Raw genomic sequence first — 20,950 nt, forward strand, 5'->3', positions numbered from 1 at the left:
TCACCCGGCGCACCGCGCGATGACCTTCTCGGCGAAGCGCGACAGGTTGGCGATCTTCGTCTCGAGCGGCTCGGTGTCCTGCTCGGTGGTGTAGGGCAGCCGGAAACCGACGATCACGTCGGTGACCCCTTTGTCCTCGAGGCGTTTGATGCCGTCGACGGTGAACCCGTCCAGCGAGATGACGTGCACCTCGAAGTCCTTGCGGGTGCCGTACTCCGCGCGCAGAACGTCCAGTTCGGCCAGCAGCCGGTCGAGTTCGGCGCCGTCGCCGCCGGCGTGCATCCATCCGTCACCGCGCTGCGCGGCTCGGCGCAACGCGGGTTTGCTGTGCCCGCCGACGAGGATGGGCACCGGTTCGGTCGGCACCGGACTGATCTTGATCGGCGGAATGTCGTAGAACTGCCCGTGGTACTCGAAGTACCCGCCCGCCGAGAGCCCGCGCACGATATCGATGCACTCGTCCATCCGCGCGCCGCGCTTGTCGAACGGCACCCCCATGATCTCGAAGTCGTCCGGCCACGGGCTGATGCCGACCCCGAGCCCGAACCGGTTGCCGCTCAGCGCGGCCACCGAGGCGGCCTGCTTGGCCACCAGCACCGGCGGGCGGATCGGCAGCTTCAGCACGAACGGCGTGAAACGCAGCGTGGTGGTCACCGCCGCCATCGCCGCGCTGAGCACGAACGCCTCGACGAACGGCTTGTCCTCCAGGAACTCGCGGCCGCCGTCGGGGGTGTAGGGGTACTTCGCGTCGGATTCCTTCGGATACGCGATGCTGTCGGCGACGGCCATGGAGGTGTAGCCCGCCTCCTCGGCGGCTTTGGCGAGAGCGAAATAATACGACGGATCGGTCATCGTCTCGGCGTAGGTGAAACGCATGATGCTCGCCTTCCTGGCGCGTCCAGCGCGCCGCGTGGATTCCGGCGCCGGGACCCACGGAGCGGGCCGGGACCGGAACGTGAGAGGAAACGCCGCAAGCGGACCCGAGCCGCCCCGAGGATATCGAGGCCGCCCGAGAGATCACCGCCTACTGCCATGGGTTGGTGAAGCCTTCCGGAATCAAGTGGTCGAACAGAGCCTTCATCTCCGGCGACAACCGCAGCAGTTCGATGTGCGAGCCGATCGGCCCGCCCTCGAGGTAGGCGAACTCCATCCCTACCCCCTCGAACCTGCCACGCGCGGCGATCTCGATCCCCGCCGCCGCGGCCTCCGCGAGAGCGGCGTCGTAGTCCTCGGGCACCCAGGCGGCGTGGTGCAGCCCGGGACCGTGACGGTCCAGATGCTCGGCATACAGGCTCACTCCGCCGCGCGGCTCGATCAGCTCCACCTGCTGGCCACCGGCATAGCCGAGCGCCACGGCGATCGTGTAGTCGGCCGCAGCGCCGCGCAGTTCGGCGGCGTCGGGCCCGAAGTGGACCTCCGGGATGGTGAACCACTCGCCGACCCCGTACCGGGTGGTGAACGCCTGGCAGGCCGCGCCCAGATCGGCCACCACCCAGCACAATTGGAAGATCGGACCGCAAGCGATCATCGGCGCTCCCCGAGACGGCTCATCAGGCCGGGACACCACCGGTGAGCGGCGACCACCGCCCTGTTGTAATGCGGGAACACGATGCAGGGCTTGTTCTTGCGCATGCCGCGCAGAATGTGGCGAGCGGCCCGTTCGGCACTGATCATCCCGATCGGCGTCCGGCGCGCCGGATGCCGGTAGGAATACCCGGGCAGGTCGATCCCGGAATCGACGATGTCGGTGACGACCCCGCCGGGCACGGCGACACTCACCTTGACCCCGGCCGCGGCCGCTTCCACGCGCAGCGCGGTGCTGAGTCCGACCACGGCGTGCTCGGTCATCGCGTAGGCCACCGACGGAGCCACCGGCGTCAGCCCCGCCAGGGAGGCCATGTTGACGATGTGCCCGGAGCCCTGCGCACGCATCAGCGGGTAGGCGTGGCGCGTGCCGTGCACCACACCCCACAGGTTCACGTCCACGATGCGCTGCCACTGGGGCAACGGCATGTGCTCGACGGCGCCGCCGAGGCGGATGGCCGCGTTGTTGAACAGGAAGTCGATGCCACCGAGTTCGGCCACCGTGCCGTGGACCAGGCGGCGTACCTGATCGTCGTCGGAGACGTCGACGACCTGCGTGTGGATCGCGGTGTCTGCGGCCAGCCCGACCAGTCCGGCGGCGTCGATGTCGGCGGCCACGACCGCGACGCCTCGTGCGGCCAGCAGACGGCACAGCGCGGCGCCCACGCCGGACGCGGCACCGGTGACCACCGCCACATCAACCACGCCGTTCAATTAAGCATCTGTGTTTAACATCGTCAATACCAGTGTTTAGTAGAGTGCGGTTATGCCGAGCGACGCATCGCGCACCGCCTTGCTCGACGCCGGGGAACGCCTCATCGCCGAACGCGGCCTCGACGTGCCGCTGCGCGACATCGCCTCCGCCGCCGGTCAGCGCAACAACTCCGCGGTGCACTACTACTTCGATTCGCGCACCGGGCTGATCGAGGCCATCGTCGAGCGGCGGATGAACTGGCTCGAGCAGCGGCGCATGCAGCTGCTGGCCGCCCACGAAGCCGACGGCCGCGCCAACGACGTGCACGCCCTCGTCGCCATGCTCGCCACACCGATCCTCGAACTGCTCGGCCACGACCGGGTCACCCATCTGGGCCGGTTCCTGGAGGTCGTGCGCACCCATCCCGTGGTGGCCGACGCGCACCGCCTCGCCGACGCCGACCGCGCCGCGGTCCGCATCATCGCCACCCGCCTCGACGCGGCGCTCACCGGCCTGCCACGGCACCTGCGCAGACAGCGCCTGGAAACCATGGCCACCATCATGTTCGCCCTGATCGCCGACTACGAACGCACCCTGGAATCGGGAGTCCGCACCGCGCAGCCCGGGGACGCCGCGGAAATCGTGGACATGATCGTCGCCATACTCACCGTGCCCGTCCCCGAGCGCGCCGCCACCGCGCCGCGACGCTGAAATCGGCACGGTCCCCGCCGCCTCAACCCAGCGTCCGCCGGGTCCCGAGGCCGCTGCCCGGAACCGCCGCCAACCGCCGATCACCCTGCGGCCCGGCGGTTTCCGGGAATCTGCGGTGCAGGCGGTCGATACAGCGGCGCACGACGCACAATTCGCTGTGCAACTCGTGGCGCACGGCGGGATCGCCGCGGTAGGAGAATTCGATGTCCCGCGCCAACGTCTGGGCTCGCCGGGTCAGCAACTCCAAGAAGACCCGAGCCTGGGCGAGGTCGGCGTCTTGTTCCATTCGATGGCCGATCTGTCGTTCGATCAAATGCCGGTCGCCCAGTGCCCCCGTGCCGCGGTCCTCGGCCGACAGGAGCAGAACACGATGCTAACCGAGCCGCGGCCCCTCGGGTGCCGAAATGGGACCGCCCTCCGGCTATCGCATGGCGACTCGCCCTTCCACTCCTGCGCGGCCGGCGGGGCCCCGGGAAGCCGCTCGCGCGTATCGTGATCATATGGGCGTCATCGGGGAGCTGTTTCCAGGCAAGAAGCTGACCCACGAAGGCAGTGAAGACAGCGACGGCCAGACCCACACGCCGCGATTCGACATCGACCTCGACACCGGAGTGGTCCGGGTACCGCGCGCGGACCGGCCCACCGCCGAAGACCACGGCGACGCGTGCGAGCAAGAAACCTAGAATCGTCCCCGGTTCGTCCGGACACCGGTGACCCGAGCGCATTTCGCACCCCCGCGCCCGTGGAGAAACCCGCACCACCTCACGCCCTCCCGGCCCGCCCGCATCGGATCCCGCTCGCGCAGAAAACATCTCGCTGATCGCAATCCGTTACCCCAGGCGCGCGCGCCGGTAGCGTCACCGCAATGGGCAATGCTGGAAGGCGACGGCGACCGCTGAAGACCGTCACGGGCGTCAGCGGCGCGGTCAGCGTGTACGCGGCGGCCATCGATCCCACCGCGACCACGGTCGCCTCATCCATCGAGGTCGCCAAGATCGCCGAACAACACAAATTCGACGCTCTCTTCGCCGCCGACCTGCTCAGTTTCGGCGCACAAGGCGCGATCGGCGCGCAGGAACCGTTGATCTTCCTGTCCGCGCTGAGCGCCGTCACCTCCCACGTCGGGCTCATCGCGACGGTGACCACCACCTTCCACCACCCCTACAACCTCGCCCGGCTGTTCGGCACACTCGACCACATCAGCAACGGCCGCGCCGCCTGGAACGCGGTCACCTCCTCGGTAGGGGAGGAGAACTACGGCGACCAAGACCTGCCGGGCCCCGAAGACCGCTATGCCCGCGCCACCGAATCCCTCCAGGTGGTCAACGCCCTGTTCGACAGCTGGCACCCCGGCGCGCTGACCTCCGACGGCAGCGGCGGCGCGATCCTGGACCCCACCCGCATCCGGCCCATCGACCACGCGGGCCAGCACTTCACCGTGCGCGGACCGCTGAACATCCCACCCCTGCCGCAGCGCAGGCCGGTCCAGTTCCAGGCCGGGCAGTCCGCGGGCGGCGTCGAACTGGGCGCGCGCTTCGCCGAGGTGGTGTTCACCTCGCTGCCCACCCTCGAAGACGCGGTCACCTACACCAAGCGCATCCGCGCCCGGGCCGGCGAACTCGGCCGCGCCGAGGGCCTGCCGTTGATCATGAGCTCGTTCCACGCCACCTACGGCGCCACCGAAGCCGAGGCCCGACGCCTTGCCCGGGAACAGGCGGAGGCGACCGACTTCGAGGCCGGACGCGCCGCCCTCGCCGACATGCTCGGCGGCGGCGTCGATCTGTCCGGCCTCCCGTTGGACAAGCCCCTCCCGGAGAGCGTGCTGCCCGACGTGGCGTCCGTGCACCGCAGGCGCGGCCGCGTGGAGATCTTCAGCAACTTCGCCCGATCGGGAAAAACACTGCGCGAACTGATCATCGCCGCCAAAGACACCGGCCACTGGGCGGCAACCGGAACCCCCGAACAACTCGCCGACGCAATCCGGGAACGCTACGAGGCAGGTGTGCTCGACGTGATCTCCCTCGGCGGGCTCGCCGACGAGCGCACCCGCGACTTCGTCGTCAACGGGCTGCTGCCGGAACTACGCCGCCACGGCATCGTCGGATCCGACTACGTCGGCGCGACCTTCCGCGACAACCTCGAACTCCCCCCGCTCCCGAACTGACGCGCCGCACCCACGATCTCCTCCAACGCCCACTTCGCCGACAACGCCGCGAAGACCGGTCACGCGATCGCCCAGACCCCGCTGCTCGTTCGTCTACCTCCGGCACGCCGACGGCGCGGAGCTGGAATACGTGCAGTGGTCCCCACAGACGGGGGCGCGCGTGTGGGGACCGGACCGCCCGTCGGCCGCTAGCGGGTGAGGATCGGCGCCGAGGGCGAACGCCGCTCGGCGGACGGGTGCCCCGGCGGGTAGGTGTTCCGCACCCAGGTGACGTTGGCGACCAAGTCGTCGTCGAAAACGAGTTCGTCCCACAGCAGCCGCTCCGCGGCATCCGCGGTAGGGTGCGCCGCCGGACGTGGCGCCGGCCGCGGCGCCTCGGCGGCGACCGGAGGTTGCGGCTGCTCGGCGGGCAGCGGAGTCACCAGCCACGACAGCGCCCGCATCGGGCTCGAACCGTAGCGCCGACTGCCCTGCGCGACAGCGGCCACCGCACCGGCGCAGCTGAGCACACCGGCGATGAACGCCACAAGCGTCAGTCCGGCGCCGGCCATGCGCCGATCACCGGTATCCGAAGCGGCCGTCGCGCCCTCGTCGAAGAAACGATGCAGCAACCCCGCGCCGAGGCCTTCGCCCGGATCGATCAGGATCCGCAGTTCCGGCCCCCGCGCATTCAGATACAGCAGCGCGATCAGCACCAGAATCGCCGCCGCCACACTCGAGCCCATGATCACCTGAGCCAGCACCCGCGTACGCGACCGCAGCTGCGCCACCACCGCGAACACGGTGATCATCATCGCGGCCGCCGCCAGCAGACCCCAAGCGCCACTGATGTTCACGTCACGGAACTTCGACACCGACCACTCGTCGAAACCATGGGTGATCCCGGTGACCCGGCCGAACGCGTCGGAGCGAGCCTCACCACCCGAACCCGACGCCGACAACCACGGCTGGAACAGCAGGGCGAAGCCGGCCGCACTCGTGGCCGCGGCGAACAAGAACCCCCAATCCACACCCCGTGGTGGCGTCGCGCCGCGTGCCCTGCCTCCGGAGCCGCGGCTCCGACTGTCTCGCGCTTCGCTGACCTGCCAGGGGGTTGGTTGTACCATTGCTCCAGTTTCGCCGGTGCCGCATGAATTTCCCTGCCGTTCAATGCAATAACAGTGGAATTGCCCGAAGGCCGGAAATCACGGCACATCAATGAGATGTAATTCGATCGGGCATCATCGGCCATCGACGAAAATCACCGTATGCAGCGCGGCGGCAGCAGGCAAGCGTGATCGATGTCCCACCCATCACCGCAGCTACCGGGGCATACAACCCCGAGTGACCCAACCGATGAGTAACTTTTCGCGCACAGCGTTGAACTCGGCTTTCACGATTCCGCCACCGAACCCCGAACCCCGACCACACCCAATTGCTGTGACAGGCTTAACAACCGCGCAATGGGACTTCGGTCACAAACCCGCACCCCAGACCTGCACCCGCCGTGCAATCGCGAACCGCCCGCGCCCCAGCGCATTCCACCGGCACCGCATGAAGCGCTCAGAGCGCCTGCGCCGCACGCGCGTCGGCGACCACACCCGCGATCGCCGCCAGACGCTCCTCCGGAACCTCCACCGCACCCTCGGCGTCCACCAGCACCGCGGTGGGATAGATCGCGCGCAACAGATCCGGCCCACCCGTCGCGGTATCGTCATCGGCCGCGTCGAACAACGCCTCCACCGCCAGCCGCAACGCCGCCTGCTCATCGATATCGCGGTGATAGGTCTTCTTCAACGACGACTTCGCGAACACCGACCCCGAACCGACCGCGGTATAACCGAAACGCTCCTCCTGCCGCCCACCCACCGCGTCATACGACACGATCCGGCCCGCCCCGGCGTCCACGTCGTAACCCACCAGCACCGGAATCACCGCCATACCCTGCAACGCCGCAGGCAGATTCGCGCGCACCATCGCCGACAACTTCGTGGCCTTGCCATCGAACGTCAGCGACGCCCCCTCGATCTTCTCGTAATGCTCCAGCTCCACCGCGAACAACCGGATCATCTCCAGCGCCATCCCCACCGTGCCCGCGAAACCGGCCGCCGAATAGGTGTCGGTGACGAACACCTTCTGCATATCCCGCGTCGCCACCAGATGCGCCATCGTGCCCCGGCGATCACCCGCCACCAGCACACCACCGCGATAACCGATCGCCACGATCGTCGTACCGTGCGGCGCCGACTCCACCCCACAACCGGCCTCGAAACCCACCTCCGGCAACAACTGCGGCGCATACCGGTGCAAGAACTCGGAGAAAGACGCCGCCGGATACCGCAAGCCCAGCGGCAGGTGACTATCGATGGTCATGAATCACCTTTCCGGGCGGAGCGTGCACCACCCCCGAACGCGACACGTGCTCTGCGCCGACGTTACCGCAACACCATCACCACACGCCGACAACCGGCAACGCCCGAACCCGCCCCTAATCCGGATCCTCCCCCGCGCAGGTATCCACCGCATCGATCTGCAGACAGGGGACCGGAGCCCGTGTCGGCCGATAAGACGGCGCCACACCACCCGCGCGGATCAGCCGGGCATACGCGTCGACCCCATCGGTCGCACGGCGCGTCAACTCCGGATCGGTCAGCACGTCCACCGTGTAGAGCCCGAACCGCGGAGCATACGACCCCCACTCGTAATTGTCCGTCAGACTCCAGTAGTTGTAGCCGATGACATTCATCCCATCGGCCTTCGCCCGCTGCAACCAATACACCGTGTCCCGCAGATGGTCCGCGCGGGTATAGCCATCCGGCCGCGACTGCCCGTTCTCCGTCGGAAGACCGTTCTCCACCACATACAGCGGACGCCCCGGGAACTGGCGCGCGTAATGCCGCAACGCGTAATAGATCCCCTCCGGATGCACCGGCAACTCCCACATCGCCGGACCCCCCTCCGCGCCGCCCTGCGCCGCCTCCCCGGTCTGCGGCAGCGGCGCGAAATAGTAATCCACCCCGATGAAATCCAGCTTCGCCGAGATCCGATCCACGATCGGCTGATTCACCTCCGTCTCCGCACCCGCCACATAGCCCAGATTGCTGGTCACCTGCGCACCCGGCCGATACTCATGGATGACGTCGTAGATCACATTGTGCGCCTGCGCGATCCGATCCAGCATCACCGGCGCCTCCGCCACGCTGATCCCGCCCGTACGCAACTCGGTGCCGACATACGCCGCGGGCTCGTTGAACGTCACCCACAACGGATCACGCGCGGCATACCGTTGCACCACCTTGCGCATATTCGACAGCCAATCCTCCACCATGCCGGGATTGCGCCACCCGCCCCGATCCGACGCCCACCCCGGATACACCCAATGATCCAAGGTCAGCATCGGCCGCATCCCCGCCGCCACGATCCGCCCGATCATCTTGTCGTAGAACCCGAACGCCGCCTCGTCCCAGGCATGCGGCGCCGGTTGCAGCCGCGCCCACTCGATCCCCACGCGATAGACCCGCACACCCAGACGCGCCGCCAACTCGATATCGGAGCCATAGCGGTGAGCGAAATCCACCGAATCGTGATACGGATCCACCGTCTCACCCGACGCGATGAAACGCGACCAATTGCTATCCGGCGCATGACCTTCGGACTGAAACCCAGACGACGCCACACCCCACAAGAAATCCGCATCGAACGCAGGCAACTCCCGGCTCGTCTGAGCAGCGGAAACACCCGAAGCCATCAGCACAGCCGCAGCAGCCGACAGCGCGGCGAACCCGCGCCGGTGAGTCCGTATACGCATCGCCGTAGCGTAGCTGTGGGATTGCTGACAGCCTGGGAGAGATCTGCGTGTCGCCGGTTGCGCAACCATCACGATCCACACCGACCCCCTGCGCCCAGCGCGACCAGCGGAAAACGCCGCACAACCTCACACGAACGAATCGATTGACCGAGCACATCCGCCGCCGATCGACCAGACTTGCCCAGGTGACCAGATACGCATTCGATGCCGACCGCGCCGCCCTCGTCGCCACGTGGGCGACCGGACGAGGCGACCTCGCCCAGACGGTGGCCACCCTGCCCCCGCAGGTGACCAGGGACCAGGCAACCGATCTGGCGTCGAACCTCACCACCCTCTCGCGGTTCCAATGGCGCACCTACACCCACCCCGCGAGCGCCGCCGGCGACCCCGACGTCCCCAACAGCGAAGCATGGCGCCGCGCCGAAGAACGCCGCAACTTCAAAGAAGTCGAAACCGGCCTGCGCAGCCCCCACCTGCCCACCGACGAAGGCCTGCTCGTCTCCTACAGCGGCGTCATCGAATCCGCCCACCGCATCGGACGCACCCTCCACGACATCGACGACGCCGCCCTGCTCGACACCGTCGCCGCCGAAGTACGCACCGAACAAGAAGCCATCGAATCCGCCGAACGCGGCGACCTCTCCGGCCGCGCCCGCCAAGCCGTCGAACTGTCCCGCCCCGACGTATCCCCGGCCCAGGTCCACGCCGCGGACGCACTCCTGCGCGCCGACCCGCTCGGCAGCATCGAACTGTTCACCGAACTCGACCCCGCCTCCGCCTCCGTCGCCGCGGCACACTGGCTCTACGCCGCCGCCGAAGTCGCCGGAGAAGCCGCGAACACACCCACCACCGATGTCGTCACCGAAGCCGACGACATCGAAGCCCTCCAAGTCGAAACCCCCACCCTCGTGCTCGAACGACTCGCCGCGGGCGACACCCCGACCGAAGTCGTCCTCGACCTCATCGCCGAAGCCATGGCCGTCCACGAAGGCCGCGTCCCCGCACCCTGGAGCCTCGTCGCCCGCGTCGCCGAAATCGAAGCCCAGGCCCACCGATTCGGCGTCGACGCCGACACCCGCGAAGCAATGCTCACCAGCTTCCGCATCAGCCGCCTCGACCCCGCCCGCCCCGCCCTCGACCTCCTGGAAGACCTCCTCGACGGCATCCGCGGCTGCCTGCTGCTCTACGCCGCCCACACCGACCACGACGACCCCGAAGCCCACTTCGCCGAAGACGTACGCCTGGAAGCCGACGCCGACCCCGAAGACCTCCTCTGAACCCCCGGGCGGGATACGGCCACACCGGTCCCGCCCACGAAGGGCTCAACCGGAGACTTCGACGGCTTCCGCGGTCGACCAGGTGCGCAGCGCGCGATACACCGCCTCGTGATTCAGCAACGTGAAATGATGCGCCGACGCCAGATGCATCCCCTTGTCGACGTCGAACCCGAGACGGCGAGTCCGATCCCGACCCGAACCACTCGGTATGAGAACCAGCCCGTCACCGATCACACGGCCCAGCGGATGCCGCGAACTGCGCGTCACCGTGGCGGTCACGAAATAATGCTCAGCCCCCACCAACAGCGGAACCTCACGAACCACCCGGCGACGAAGAGCGTCAGCATCCAGATCCCGCCAATCCTCGTCCACCAGAGAGCCGTCCCGAAGATCCCGGATCCCCGCGCTACGCCGACGCAACAGCCGCCCGAACGGACGAGTCTCGGGAAACCGCACCAACGCCGCCGACGCGAAATGCACCAACTGCTCCAGCGGCGCACCCATATGAGGTGAACCCAGGCACACCACCTGCCGGACCAGACGCACCCACGGCGATCCGGCCTCGCTCGCCACGAAGCACGCACCCCGCGCGACCAGACCGCCCATCGAATGACCCACCAGCGACACCCGCTCGATCGGCACCGGCCACCCGTCGACCAAGCGCTCCATCAGTTCGCTGAACTGCGCCGCGTTCTCCGAGATATGCAAGCCGGAGTTGTACCGAACCTGCAGCGCCGTACAGCCGACATCACCCTCCAGCCGCTCGGCATAGGTCGGCCCACCACCCAGACGCCACGCATGCTCGCTCTCCACCAACCCATGCAGGAAAACCACGACATGCGCGCCCGGCCGCCGGACCCGCGCGCCGACCAGCTCCGCTCGAACCGGATCTCCATCGATCCGGAACGTCATCGGACCGGCCAGAATCGGTCGCGTCTGCTCGAGATCGTCACCGATCAAACCCTGCAAGGCGGCGAGCAATCCCGAGCCGTACACCGTGCGTGACGGAGCTTCACCGGGCAGATCCGCCGCCCGTTCGGCGACCATGCCCGCCGCCGCCGCCGATCCGCTGACCACACGGTAGACACTCTCGGCGATCACATCGTGCATCAGCTCGACCGGCGCCACCGCCGGTCCCACACCCCACCGCACCGCGGTGAACACCCGATGCGCGATCGCGCGATGCACGGCCGCGATCCCCTCTACGGCTCCGCCGAGTTCGTCACCGGCCAGCCGGACCAGCGCCCTGACCTCCGCTTGCCGTTGGCGCGCGCTCTCCGTCATGCAATCAGTGTACAAGTGTGCACTGAAAAGGTGGCGCCGAACCCTACGGCACCCGAGAGACAGCCACCGCCCGCTCGGTGAGGCTGCCCAGATACAGCACACCATCCTGCTCGACCACCCCGGTCACCATCGCGTAATCGGTGCCTTCCACCTGGAGGTCGTGCACGACTTCGCCCGCGAAGTCGACCGCCATCACCCACACCGTTCGCGCCGGTTTCGGCTGCACCCAGGTGGGCAGCGTCCACACGATGCGCCGCAGAATGCCCGGCAGCGGAAGAAGCCGGTCCAGCAGCGGATTCCGTGGCGAGGGAAGAGTGATCCAGATCAGGCCGTCGCTGCCGAGTCCCAGGTTGTCCGGGAATCCGGGGAGATTCTCGACCAGCCTCTCCCACGTGCCCGCCTTGGGGCCGGTCAGCCAATAGCGCGTCAACCGGTAACCGCCCGTCTCCGCGACCACCACACTGGAACGATCCGGCGCCAGGACGAGACCGTTGGCGAACTGCAGATCCCGCATGAGGGTCTCCACCCGACCCGCGGGATCCCGGCGGAACAGGCGACCGGTACCGGAGTGTTCCAGAATGTCGCCCATGTACTCGTCGAGGGAATACCGGCGAGACGACGCCGAGAAATAGATCGTGCCATCGGCATCCCGCACGACATTGCTGGCGAATCGCAGTCGCTCACCATCGACCTCGTCGACCAGCACGGTCAGCGTGCCCTCGGTGTCCAGTTCCAGCAGTCCACGTTCGAAATCGCAGATCAGCACGCGTCCGTCGGGATCGGCGTGCAGACCGAGCGGACGGCCGCCGGTGTTCGCGAGCTCCCGGACATCGCCGGTCGCCGGATCGATGCTGAGAATCGCGCCGGTCTCGATGCCTGCGATGATCCTGCCGTCGGGGGAGAGCACGACATCCTCGGGTCCGGCGCCGGGCAACTCCAGGCGCCGGACCGCGGGGAGGGGCGGGGTGCTGTGAGTTCGGCGTGCCCGAGCAGGGGAGGGTGGCGGCGTCCAACGCTGCGGCTGCATGGTCGAGGCAAGCATGGCATGAGGGTAGCCCGGGGGAGTGCGGAGTTCTCGGAGGAAACGGTTCGGGTAGGGGGCTGCGCGGCGGCGGAAGTGCACGACCGAAAAGGGCGAGCCGGACCGCGAGTATATAAATGTGGTTACGTAGATATGCGCATCTAACAATAGATGTCCTTCTGTGCATCAGCCGCAACGACCACAAACCACCGAAACGACAAGGAGGGGAGAGGATCGCCGCCGAGACGAGGGGTCGCCGTAGGATCGGCCGAATTTCGGGCGGATATGGCGTAACCCGCTGGTAGAGGTCTAGTTTCGCGCGCTGGGTGCTGGTCAGGCCGGGGGTTGCCGGTTGAGGCGGTCGCGGTAGATCCGGTATGCCTTGCGGTCGGCGGCAGCGTTGCTGTGGGCGAGGGGTTCGGCGGCGGCCAGCAGTGCCTGGTGGATCTGTGGTGGTGCGGTGACGTGCAGGCTGTAGCCCTGGCCTCGCCGTATCTGCTGGCCGTCGCGTAGGGCGTGGCGTTCGGGTTCACCGAGGTCGGCGGTATGGGCGGTGAGGTGGTGGGCGAGCTTGCCCGGCATCTCGATTCGGATCGAGCGGGGTTTGTTGATATCGGCGGGGTCGGGTTGTTGGGGCCGGTCGGGTAGCAGGTCGGCGAGTGCGGTGCGGATCGCGACGCGGCTGACTCGGTGTTGTCGGGCGAGGGCGGCGATGCTGGCGCCTTCTCGGCATTGGCGGCGGACTTGTTCGAGGTCCCCGTTGGTGGCGACCTGGGGGCGGCGCCCCGATATCGCACCGTTGGCGCGGGCGGCTGCCAGGCCCTCGCGGGTGAGTTCGTTTTGCAGGTCGAGCTGGAACTGGCCGACCGAGATGAGCACGTTGACCAGCATGGTGGTGGTCGCGTCGGCGGCGGCCAGGTCGGTGATGCCCGACAGCGCGCCGGAGAGCACCCGCAGTTTGACCTGGTGCCGCTGGCACCATTCGCGCACGGCGAGGATGTCGGGCAGGTCGCGGCACAGCCGGTAGAGCTCGGACACGGTGAGCCGGTCGCCGGGGCGCGCGTAACGATCCGCGTGGACCGAAAGCCGACCCCGGTGGCTGTCGTCAAAGGGTCATTTGACGACATTATCGAAGCACGGATGCCAGCTTGTTACGGCGGCGCTGTTCGGTGGTCAGCGCCATGGTGTGCTCTCCGGCATTGCGGTCCGCGGAAACGCGGCGGAGTTCAGGGCCAGTCGGCGGGCCGATGATCGGTTCTGTCTGCGTCGGCCGTCCACGAGGTCGTGATCATGGAATATCGTGCCGGTCATGACCACGAATGACTGGTTGACCGACACCCGAACCTCTTATGACACGGTCGCGGTCAGCTATGCCGACCAAGTGCGCGGCGCCCTCGCCGGACACCAGTACCTTCGCGCGGCGCTGGCGTTGTTCGCCGACAGCGTGCGGGTCGTCGGCGGCGGGCCGGTCGCGGACGTCGGCTGCGGCCCCGGTGAAGTCACCGCCCACCTGCATGAGCTCGGTGTCGACGCCTTCGGTGTCGACCTATCCCCGGCTATGATCGACGTGGCCCGGCGCGACCACCCCGGCCTGCGGTTCGAGGTGGGCTCGATGACGGACCTGGACCTCCCCGACGCTTCGGTGGCCGGCCTGCTCGCCTGGCAGTCGTTGATCCACATCCCTGACGACGAGGTGCCGACCGTGTTCGGGCACTTCCACCGAGCATTGCGTCCCGGCGGACCGCTGCAGCTGCTGTTTCACGTCGGCAATGAGTCGCGGTTGAAGACCGACGGCTATGGCGGTCACCCGATGAATGTGCATGTCCACCGCCGTCAGCCTGACCGGGTGGCATCCTGGCTGCGCGATGCCGGATTCGTGGTTGAGGCTCAGATGCTACTCGACCCGGACGCGAAAGCTCAGCAAGCGATTCTTTTCGCACGCAATAAGTCCTGACTTCTGCATATGTCGGGCTCGCCAGTCGGATCCGGAGCCGATCCCCGAGATGGACGCCGACACTGCGCTATACCCTCGGCGCGACCGTCGTGACCACGGACGCGCTCTACACCCTGCAAGCCCTGTGAATCCCGCCCGCGGCGGCGATCAGAACAAGGTGTCGCGGACCCGCAACGGCCGATACCCGGTCGGGCCGAGCGCGGCGAGTTCGGCGTCGATGTCGACCTCGATCGCGCCGAAGAAATTGATGTTCTCGCTGTGCGCGGGGCTGATGTGGGCGAGCACATCGTCATCGATTCGGCGGCCGGACCGCCGCATCTGCTCCACGGCGAGACCGTAATACTCTGTGGTCCAGGCGATCACGGCGTTCGTGGCCAGGGTCAGGCACCAGGCTTGTTCGGTCTGCCCGTCGAGGTGCCGCGCCCGGATCATGCCCTCGTGGGCGTAGAGCAGGTCGCGGCGCAGCGCGCGCAACGATTCTCCCTTGTTGAGTTGGCGCGAGATCTTGCGCCGGTAGCCGGGGTCGGCGAGGTATTTCGCGGCGTAGATCGTGCGCCGCAGCGCCCCGTACTCCTTGAGTGCCGCGGCCAGGGCGTTCTGACGCCCGGAGGCCGAGAGTTTCCCCGACCAGCAGCGAGGCGGTGGCGCGCCCGAACTTCAACGACCCCGCCAACCGCAGCAGGTCGTCCCAGTGCTCGGCGATCAACTCGGTGTTCAGCTTGCGCGTCATCAACGGGCCCGTGCGCGGGAACCGCGCCTCGGCGTCGGCGCGCGGGCCAGGCCGGTAGAGGGTGATGCGTCCCAGGTCCCGGATCCGGGGCGAGAGCTGCATCCCGAGCAGGTCGAACAATCCGAAATTGACGAGGGTGACGCCGTGGGTGTCGGTCGCGTGTTCGGTGATCGGGAGATCGGTGGCGTTGCCCAGGATCTCGTCGAGCACGTAGTGGGCCTCGCGGCGGGTGGCCACGATGATCTTCGTGCCGTAGGTGGCGTGCTGGTCGGTCACATGGGTGTAGGTCGACAGGCCCTCGTTGGCGAAATAGCGGCTCAACGCTCTGGCGGTGATCGATTTGCCGCGCGTCGGGAACCGCTGCCCGTCCGAGGAGGACAGGGCTCCGGCGCCGAAGACCGTGGTCAGCGGCAGGCGTTGATGGTAGTCGATGATGGCCAGGTTCGCCGCCCGCAGGGTCTCCTCGCGCACGTACCATTCCGAGGTCCAGGCCAGGATGTCATAGGAGATCCCGCACGCCTCACCCATCCTGGTGAGCCCGAGGTTGGTCGAGTAGGCGAGCAGGACCGCGATCAGGTTGCGTTTCAATTCCGGAGTGCGAGCCTGCTTTCCGCTCGCGTGGGTGAAGCAGTCCAGGTAGCCGGTGCGTTTGTCCAGCTCGATCAGCAACGACACGATCGGCGCGAAAGGCAGCATCTCGGTCAGCTCCGCCTTCAACGCCACCGCCTCGGCCGGGACGTCCTCGGCGGTCAGCGGCGAGATCACCAGATCCCCGGCCTCGTCGAGACGGACCGGACCGTCACCGCCGGCGAGGACCGCCTCCAGCTCGGCGACCGCGGTGTGCAGTTCGTCGGTCGCCGCGGCCAGGGCTTGGGCCTGGTCGGCAGATTTGCCGACCAGCCGGCAGAACTCATCCCGCTGGGGCTCCCACTGCTCGGCGGTGAGCAGGTAGGCGGCCGGGTCGGCGTAGCGGCGTGACCCCGGCACGAACACATCCCCACTACGCAGCCCGTCGCGCAGTCCGAGCAGCACGCACAGCTCCCAGTAGTGCCGATACGCGGTGGCGCTGCCGGATTTGCGGGCTTCGTCGAGGTAGCCGCGCCATTTCGTCGGCACGAACCCGGTCGGGGCCTCGGCGGGGACCTTGCGGGCGCCGGTCGCGTTCAACTCGCGCAGCATGTGCACCGCGATCAGCAACTCCGTCGCCGCGGTGCCGCCCGCGAACCGCACCGTCGACAGCACCGCCGGGGTGAACTGGCGCAGATACGAATACGAGGCGTCGAGCGCGGCCAGATGGCCGTGATCACGCGGAAGTCGGGGTTTGGCCTGCGCGATGGCCGCGCGTAGCCGTTCCCAACCGATCCGCTCACCGCGGATCAGCCCGCCGATCTGCTCGTCGCCGATCCCGAGGTCGGTGATGATTTCGAGGAGATCGTCGAGCAGGGCCTGGCGGTCCTCCCCGGTCTTGCCGCGCTCGGCCAACTCCTGCTGCATCCGGCGTTCGGCGGCACCGAATTTCGCCGAGCTGATCGACTGCGCCAACACCGTCAGCAGGATCGGATACCGCCGCTGCGGGTCACGACGTTCGAGGGCTTGGCCGGTCAACCGGCGGCCCATCGTGGCCAGGAACCGGCGCCGCTCGGCGGGCAGCACCGACATATCCAGCTCGTCGGCGCCGAGACCGCGCAGGAATCCGAGCTTGTCGACCTCCGCGCGCACCGCCGACGCGGATGCCTCCACCGGCCCGGTCGACAGCCACCGCAACCGCGACATCCCGATCGAGGCGTCGTTGACCAGCAACCCGTCCAACTGCGCGCACCGCTCGGCAGTGAACTCGTGGGCGAGCCGATCGTAGGTTTCGGCCTGGGCCTGGGCGCGAGCGTGGGCGACCCGCTCGATCACCATCACCGGCCCCGGCCGGATCACCCGCGCCGACACCAAAAACTCGCACCCCAACCGGAACAACAGCGTCGGGGAATCGTGCTCCAACGCCCGCGCCAACAAGAACTCGTCGAGTTCCTTCAACTCCATCACCCCCGCGGTGCGCCAGCCCAGATACCGCGCGACCAGCCGCACATGCTCAGTCCGGGTCTTCGCGCGACGGCCGTAGGAGCCGATCTCGACCGGATCCACCCCCAACTGCCCCGCCAACCGCGCCACCGCCACCGGCGGCGCGGTCACCAACCTGTCCGGAACGAATCCCAACCACGGCAACGTGCACAACGCGATCGACAACCCCAACCGATCCGCAGGCCCCCGACCACGCCCCGGATCCACGAACGCCACATCCGCCGGGCTCAACGTGAAGAACCGGAACAACTCCTCCCGCCCGATCTCCGGGAACTCCCGCAGACGCTCCAACTGCTCGTCCGCGAACACCCGCGTCGCCACGAACTCTCACCCTCCACCACACCGACCGACCACGACGCCAGCCAGCAAAGCACTAACAACCCAATCCCGCAGCGCGGCAACCCCAAATACCACCACTACCAGCGGGTTACGCCATATCCGCCCGAAATTCGGCCGATACTACGGCTACCCCGACGAGGTCGGGGTCGACAGTGCGAAGCGGTGAGCCCGCGTCGCTATCCGGTTTTCGTAGCGGCGGCGACCGCCGGGCACGGCAGCGGAACGCGGGCAAGCGGCGCCGAGAATCAGGGCTGGTGGGTGATGGTGTACCAAAGGATCGCCAGTGTGCCCAGCGTGAACAGCGGTGCCACGACGAAGGTTTCGACCTTGTTCCCGGTGCGATCGATGACGGGAAGGCTTACCCGGAGGCCGAAGGGCCAGAACAGGCGGCAGCCGCGATCGGTGAGGCAGTCGCCGAGGAGGTGGGCGAGTGCGCCCAATGCGACCGCGAACGGCAGCCAGACGGGCTTGTCGGCGATCCAATGCTCCATCGCGAACGTGCCCGCGGAGGCGAGTACCACGATCGGCCCCCACGCCTTGAAGTTGTTGCCGGACGGGCACAGATGCAGTGCGCGCACGGCTAGGGCGAGCAGGAAGAAGACCAGACTCAGGGTGAACCAGCGGCCGAGCCAGTGCTCGCCGGCCCACGTCCCGTAGGCGACGGCCGCGACGAATGCCAGGGAGTGGGTGGCGCCGCGATGGCCGCCCGAGACCCAGGAGATCAGCTTGCAGGCGGTGTGCGTGATCGGACCGAGGGTATGCGAGATCGTCCCGTCGGGATGGTCGGCGTCGGGGAGCAGTGCGGCCCCGGCGGTCAGGAAGACGCCGAGCAGTAGATCGACGGTGCCGAGGTGTCCCGTCGCATCCTGGAGAGCGGGGAATGTCAAGATGGTGACCGGCAGTGCCGCCGCCGCCGCCGACCAGGCCAGCGCGCCACTGGTCGCGTGTGAATGTCCAAGCACCATTCGAACGTTAGTTCAGCTTGCTATTGGTTTGCGAATGACGTTGTCGGGCGGGGGAGTTGTGCACCCCGTGGGGTAGGGCAGTGGCAGGGAGAAGAGCCGAGAATAGGGAGTTGTGGCGTGGACATGAGGGTCGAACGGGTGGCCGCTCGGGTGTTCCCGAGGCCTTTGCGTCGGTGGCGTCGCCACTGCGACAGAAATAATTGCGATACGCCCCTATACGAATATGCGCATGTAATCTCGAACTCAGCAGTACACAACACAACCCAAACGTAGCCGGAAAAGCCGCACAGACACCAGGGGAACTCAACTGGCGCAGCAGGTTCCGAGGGGGCGGCGTTTTGTCGCTAGAGGACGTCGCCGATGGAGGTGGTCGCCGCGGCCATCACCCGGCGCGCGAGCTCCGGGTAGTCGACCGGGGCAGTGGTGTCGACGGTGACGACCGGGGCGAGCGCGAGGGGTTCTGCCAGTCGCGCCCATCTGTCCCAGTCCTGCGCCAGGTGCGCGTCATCCTGGTAGAGATCCGCGCGGGGGCGGCCGCGATATCGAGCCCGAGCGACATCGGACGGAACCGAACACCAGACCTCTACGGCGCGTGTGGCGCCGGAAACCGCGATCCCGTCGGCGGCATACCGCGCGTCACGGGGCTTGAACCACCAGGAGTCGACCACGACGACGCCGGGTAACGCGGCGGCGAGCGCCCACACCGCTTCCATCGCGATCGCGCCGATGTTCGGCAAGACGGAGGTGTCGTCCAGCCCGGATCCCAGTGCCTCCTTGACGGGGTCTTTGCAAATCAGGTGCGCGCGCAGTTCTCGTGCCAATGGGGGAGCCGCCGTCGACTTCCCTGAGCCGGGTAGGCCGTTGACCATGACGAGTAGTTCGCAGATGGGACGTACCTCCAGAGCGGCCGACGGTATCGGGTCGGCGGATTCTGTCGACCGTCATATCGTGATTCTTGTTGCCCACCAGCATCGGCGGCAAGGTCGCGGGGCCGCCGGGTGCCGGAGGTCTCGGAAGGTGGCGGAGCTGACGTTTCGTCAGTAAACCGATCGCTGACTGTTTCCCAGAGTTGGGGATTCGATCGGTGGGCCCGCGCCTACGCTGCATCGCATAGCTCGGCCTGATCGATTGCCCGCTCTGAACTCGAATGTTGGGCAGGACATGTGGCAAATGTCTGGTTTCGATACCGGGCTGGACTGGACAGCGGTAGGCCATGGGTAGGAGGTTGTGGTGGGTGTGGGTCGTGGAGTTCATCTGTGCGGCAGCGTTCCGCTGGCGAACGCGCGGACTGTCTTCACCGAGGCGGCGGGGCGCATCGGGAAGCATCTGAAGCGGATCCCGGACGGCGAGACCGGGGTACGGGACAACTGGGTGGTGTGGCAGCTGCCCAAGATGCAGGCGCATCCCGATCTGGAAACCGTTCCTCCGCCGAGCCCGGAGTACGGGCCGAGTGAACGGGTGCAGCCCAAGCCCGGAGTGGACGCGGCGTCGATCGATTTCGGTCCGCTGGGATACGCCGAGGCGGCGGTGGAATCCTGGCAGGTATTCCAGCAGTTGCGCGCGGACGGCACGATCCCGGCTGGCATCCGTTTTCAAGTGAGCCTGCCGACGCCGATCGCGGTGATCGGGGCGTTCGTCGCGGGCCCGCAAGCGGAGTTGGAACGCAGATACGAAGCGCGCCTGCTCGACGAGCTGGCTGCCATCGTCGCGGCGATTCCGTCGGAAGACCTTGCTGTGCAATGGGATGCCGCGGTCGAGTTCGCCATCTTCGAGGGAATCTTCCCGTCATGGTTCGGCTCGGACTACGCGACACAGCTCGAGGAGGTCGGGCAGCGCCTCGTCCGGCTGGGCGCCGCAGTGCCCGAACCGGTCGAGCTCGGCTATCACCTGTGCTACGGCGATTTCGGGCACCAGCACTTCGCTGAACCCGCCGACACCGGCCGGCTCGCGGCGGTCGCCGACCGGATTCTGGCGGGGTCGGCTCGGCCGGTCAACTGGATCCACTTGCCGGTTCCGCGTTCGCGTAGCGACGCAGACTATTTCAAGCCCCTCGCGGATCTCACCCTTCCGGCCGAGACGGATCTGCACCTCGGTCTGGTGCACGCCACCGACGGTCGTGCGGGCGCGCTGCAGCGCATCGAAGCCGCTCGTTCTGCGGTCGCCGACTTCGGCATCGCTACCGAGTGCGGCATGGGACGCCGGCCTGCGGAGCAGATCCCGGCGCTGTTCGACCTGCACGCGGAACTGGCCGACATGCTGGGTTGAGTTCCCAAGCCGCGGCGCCGGGCCTGTTTTCGGGGTTGGGCCCGGCGTCGCGGCCGCGAGTGGCGAGCCGGTAGGGTGACGCGTCGGGGCAGGACAGTTCCGTCT

The 20,950-nt window shown here is 67.7% G+C and carries 17 protein-coding genes and 2 pseudogenes; 6 read left to right on the plus strand and 13 right to left on the minus strand.

Annotated features, from left to right (window positions below):
* From NNI01S_RS14195 to NNI01S_RS14205, 3 genes are all read right to left on the minus strand, one after another.
* Window positions 1–876, minus strand: a complete 876-nt coding sequence (locus tag NNI01S_RS14195; RefSeq protein ID WP_063020557.1) for a TIGR03619 family F420-dependent LLM class oxidoreductase — start codon at window positions 874–876, stop codon at window positions 1–3.
* Between the two features lie 148 nt (window positions 877–1,024).
* Entirely contained in the window at window positions 1,025–1,528 is a 504-nt protein-coding gene (locus NNI01S_RS14200; protein ID WP_063020558.1) for a VOC family protein, read from the minus strand.
* The gene (locus tag NNI01S_RS14205) at window positions 1,525–2,289 is read right to left on the minus strand and encodes an SDR family NAD(P)-dependent oxidoreductase (RefSeq protein WP_245676131.1); all 765 of its coding nucleotides are present in this window, start codon (window positions 2,287–2,289) and stop codon (window positions 1,525–1,527) included. The genes NNI01S_RS14200 and NNI01S_RS14205 overlap by 4 nt, the downstream gene beginning before the upstream one ends.
* Before the next feature lie 61 nt (window positions 2,290–2,350).
* Here NNI01S_RS14205 and NNI01S_RS14210 point away from each other — a divergent pair, with 61 nt between their 5' ends.
* A complete protein-coding gene (locus tag NNI01S_RS14210; RefSeq protein ID WP_063020560.1) occupies window positions 2,351–2,989 on the plus strand; it encodes a TetR/AcrR family transcriptional regulator in 639 nt (212 codons plus the stop codon).
* Window positions 2,990–3,011: 22 nt separating this feature from the next.
* On the opposite strand, the gene NNI01S_RS14215 is transcribed toward NNI01S_RS14210, so the two are convergent.
* Window positions 3,012–3,275, minus strand: coding sequence for a hypothetical protein (locus tag NNI01S_RS14215; RefSeq protein WP_063020561.1), 264 nt, complete (start codon window positions 3,273–3,275; stop codon window positions 3,012–3,014).
* Window positions 3,276–3,489: 214 nt separating this feature from the next.
* Here NNI01S_RS14215 and NNI01S_RS14220 point away from each other — a divergent pair, with 214 nt between their 5' ends.
* Window positions 3,490–3,672: a hypothetical protein gene (locus NNI01S_RS14220; protein WP_063020562.1), complete on the plus strand. Its 183-nt coding sequence runs from the start codon at window positions 3,490–3,492 to the stop codon at window positions 3,670–3,672.
* 182 nt (window positions 3,673–3,854) lie between these two features.
* Window positions 3,855–5,153 (plus strand): NtaA/DmoA family FMN-dependent monooxygenase, encoded by a 1,299-nt coding sequence (locus NNI01S_RS14225; protein WP_063020563.1) that lies wholly within the window; start codon window positions 3,855–3,857, stop codon window positions 5,151–5,153.
* A gap of 188 nt (window positions 5,154–5,341) precedes the next feature.
* Here NNI01S_RS14225 and NNI01S_RS14230 read toward each other — a convergent pair whose 3' ends face one another.
* From NNI01S_RS14230 to NNI01S_RS14240, 3 genes are all read right to left on the minus strand, one after another.
* Complete coding sequence (locus NNI01S_RS14230; RefSeq protein ID WP_063020564.1) at window positions 5,342–6,163, minus strand: hypothetical protein; 822 nt, start codon at window positions 6,161–6,163, stop codon at window positions 5,342–5,344.
* A gap of 532 nt (window positions 6,164–6,695) precedes the next feature.
* A complete protein-coding gene (prcB, locus tag NNI01S_RS14235) occupies window positions 6,696–7,505 on the minus strand; it encodes a proteasome subunit beta (protein ID WP_063020565.1) in 810 nt (269 codons plus the stop codon).
* A 115-nt stretch (window positions 7,506–7,620) separates the two neighbouring features.
* Window positions 7,621–8,940, minus strand: a complete 1,320-nt coding sequence (locus NNI01S_RS14240; protein ID WP_063020566.1) for a family 1 glycosylhydrolase — start codon at window positions 8,938–8,940, stop codon at window positions 7,621–7,623.
* Between the two features lie 185 nt (window positions 8,941–9,125).
* Between NNI01S_RS14240 and NNI01S_RS14245 the strand changes: the two genes are divergently transcribed.
* Complete coding sequence (locus NNI01S_RS14245; RefSeq protein ID WP_157114786.1) at window positions 9,126–10,217, plus strand: hypothetical protein; 1,092 nt, start codon at window positions 9,126–9,128, stop codon at window positions 10,215–10,217.
* A gap of 45 nt (window positions 10,218–10,262) precedes the next feature.
* Here NNI01S_RS14245 and NNI01S_RS14250 read toward each other — a convergent pair whose 3' ends face one another.
* The 3 genes and pseudogenes from NNI01S_RS14250 to NNI01S_RS35695 all read right to left on the minus strand — a co-directional run.
* Window positions 10,263–11,501 carry a lipase family alpha/beta hydrolase gene (locus NNI01S_RS14250; protein WP_063020567.1) on the minus strand — a complete coding sequence of 413 codons (1,239 nt, stop codon included), beginning with the start codon at window positions 11,499–11,501 and terminating at the stop codon, window positions 10,263–10,265.
* Window positions 11,502–11,544: 43 nt separating this feature from the next.
* Window positions 11,545–12,543, minus strand: coding sequence for an SMP-30/gluconolactonase/LRE family protein (locus NNI01S_RS14255; protein WP_245676111.1), 999 nt, complete (start codon window positions 12,541–12,543; stop codon window positions 11,545–11,547).
* A gap of 312 nt (window positions 12,544–12,855) precedes the next feature.
* Window positions 12,856–13,575 (minus strand): annotated as a pseudogene (locus tag NNI01S_RS35695) (recombinase family protein); the annotation flags it as partial.
* Window positions 13,576–13,831: 256 nt separating this feature from the next.
* Here NNI01S_RS35695 and NNI01S_RS14265 point away from each other — a divergent pair.
* A complete protein-coding gene (locus NNI01S_RS14265; protein WP_063020569.1) occupies window positions 13,832–14,476 on the plus strand; it encodes a class I SAM-dependent methyltransferase in 645 nt (214 codons plus the stop codon).
* 147 nt (window positions 14,477–14,623) lie between these two features.
* On the opposite strand, the pseudogene NNI01S_RS14270 reads toward NNI01S_RS14265, so the two are convergent.
* From NNI01S_RS14270 to NNI01S_RS14280, 3 genes and pseudogenes are all read right to left on the minus strand, one after another.
* A pseudogene (locus tag NNI01S_RS14270) lies at window positions 14,624–17,597 on the minus strand (Tn3 family transposase).
* 263 nt (window positions 17,598–17,860) lie between these two features.
* Window positions 17,861–18,577, minus strand: coding sequence for a metal-dependent hydrolase (locus NNI01S_RS14275; protein WP_063020629.1), 717 nt, complete (start codon window positions 18,575–18,577; stop codon window positions 17,861–17,863).
* Window positions 18,578–18,924: 347 nt separating this feature from the next.
* Window positions 18,925–19,449, minus strand: coding sequence for a P-loop nucleotide/nucleoside kinase family protein (locus NNI01S_RS14280; protein WP_063917468.1), 525 nt, complete (start codon window positions 19,447–19,449; stop codon window positions 18,925–18,927).
* Between the two features lie 361 nt (window positions 19,450–19,810).
* On the opposite strand from NNI01S_RS14280, the gene NNI01S_RS14285 reads away from it, so the two are divergent.
* A complete protein-coding gene (locus NNI01S_RS14285; protein WP_063917481.1) occupies window positions 19,811–20,845 on the plus strand; it encodes a uroporphyrinogen decarboxylase/cobalamine-independent methonine synthase family protein in 1,035 nt (344 codons plus the stop codon).
* Window positions 20,846–20,950: the final 105 nt, after the last annotated feature.

The sequence above is a fragment of the Nocardia niwae NBRC 108934 = DSM 45340 genome (assembly GCF_001613465.1).
Lineage (GTDB): Bacteria > Actinomycetota > Actinomycetes > Mycobacteriales > Mycobacteriaceae > Nocardia > Nocardia niwae.

Bases quoted from the DNA above. Each gene is read 5' to 3' on its own strand.
- NNI01S_RS14265 (WP_063020569.1), top strand. From the start codon at position 13,832: ATGACCACGAATGACTGGTTGACCGACACCCGAACCTCTTATGACACG.
- NNI01S_RS14240 (WP_063020566.1), bottom strand. From the start codon at position 8,940: ATGCGTATACGGACTCACCGGCGCGGGTTCGCCGCGCTGTCGGCTGCT.
- NNI01S_RS14215 (WP_063020561.1), bottom strand. From the start codon at position 3,275: ATGGAACAAGACGCCGACCTCGCCCAGGCTCGGGTCTTCTTGGAGTTG.
- NNI01S_RS14225 (WP_063020563.1), top strand. From the start codon at position 3,855: ATGGGCAATGCTGGAAGGCGACGGCGACCGCTGAAGACCGTCACGGGC.
- NNI01S_RS14280 (WP_063917468.1), bottom strand. From the start codon at position 19,449: ATGGTCAACGGCCTACCCGGCTCAGGGAAGTCGACGGCGGCTCCCCCA.
- NNI01S_RS14210 (WP_063020560.1), top strand. From the start codon at position 2,351: ATGCCGAGCGACGCATCGCGCACCGCCTTGCTCGACGCCGGGGAACGC.
- NNI01S_RS14255 (WP_245676111.1), bottom strand. From the start codon at position 12,543: ATGCTTGCCTCGACCATGCAGCCGCAGCGTTGGACGCCGCCACCCTCC.
- NNI01S_RS14195 (WP_063020557.1), bottom strand. From the start codon at position 876: ATGCGTTTCACCTACGCCGAGACGATGACCGATCCGTCGTATTATTTC.
- NNI01S_RS14220 (WP_063020562.1), top strand. From the start codon at position 3,490: ATGGGCGTCATCGGGGAGCTGTTTCCAGGCAAGAAGCTGACCCACGAA.
- NNI01S_RS14200 (WP_063020558.1), bottom strand. From the start codon at position 1,528: ATGATCGCTTGCGGTCCGATCTTCCAATTGTGCTGGGTGGTGGCCGAT.
- prcB (WP_063020565.1), bottom strand. From the start codon at position 7,505: ATGACCATCGATAGTCACCTGCCGCTGGGCTTGCGGTATCCGGCGGCG.
- NNI01S_RS14250 (WP_063020567.1), bottom strand. From the start codon at position 11,501: ATGACGGAGAGCGCGCGCCAACGGCAAGCGGAGGTCAGGGCGCTGGTC.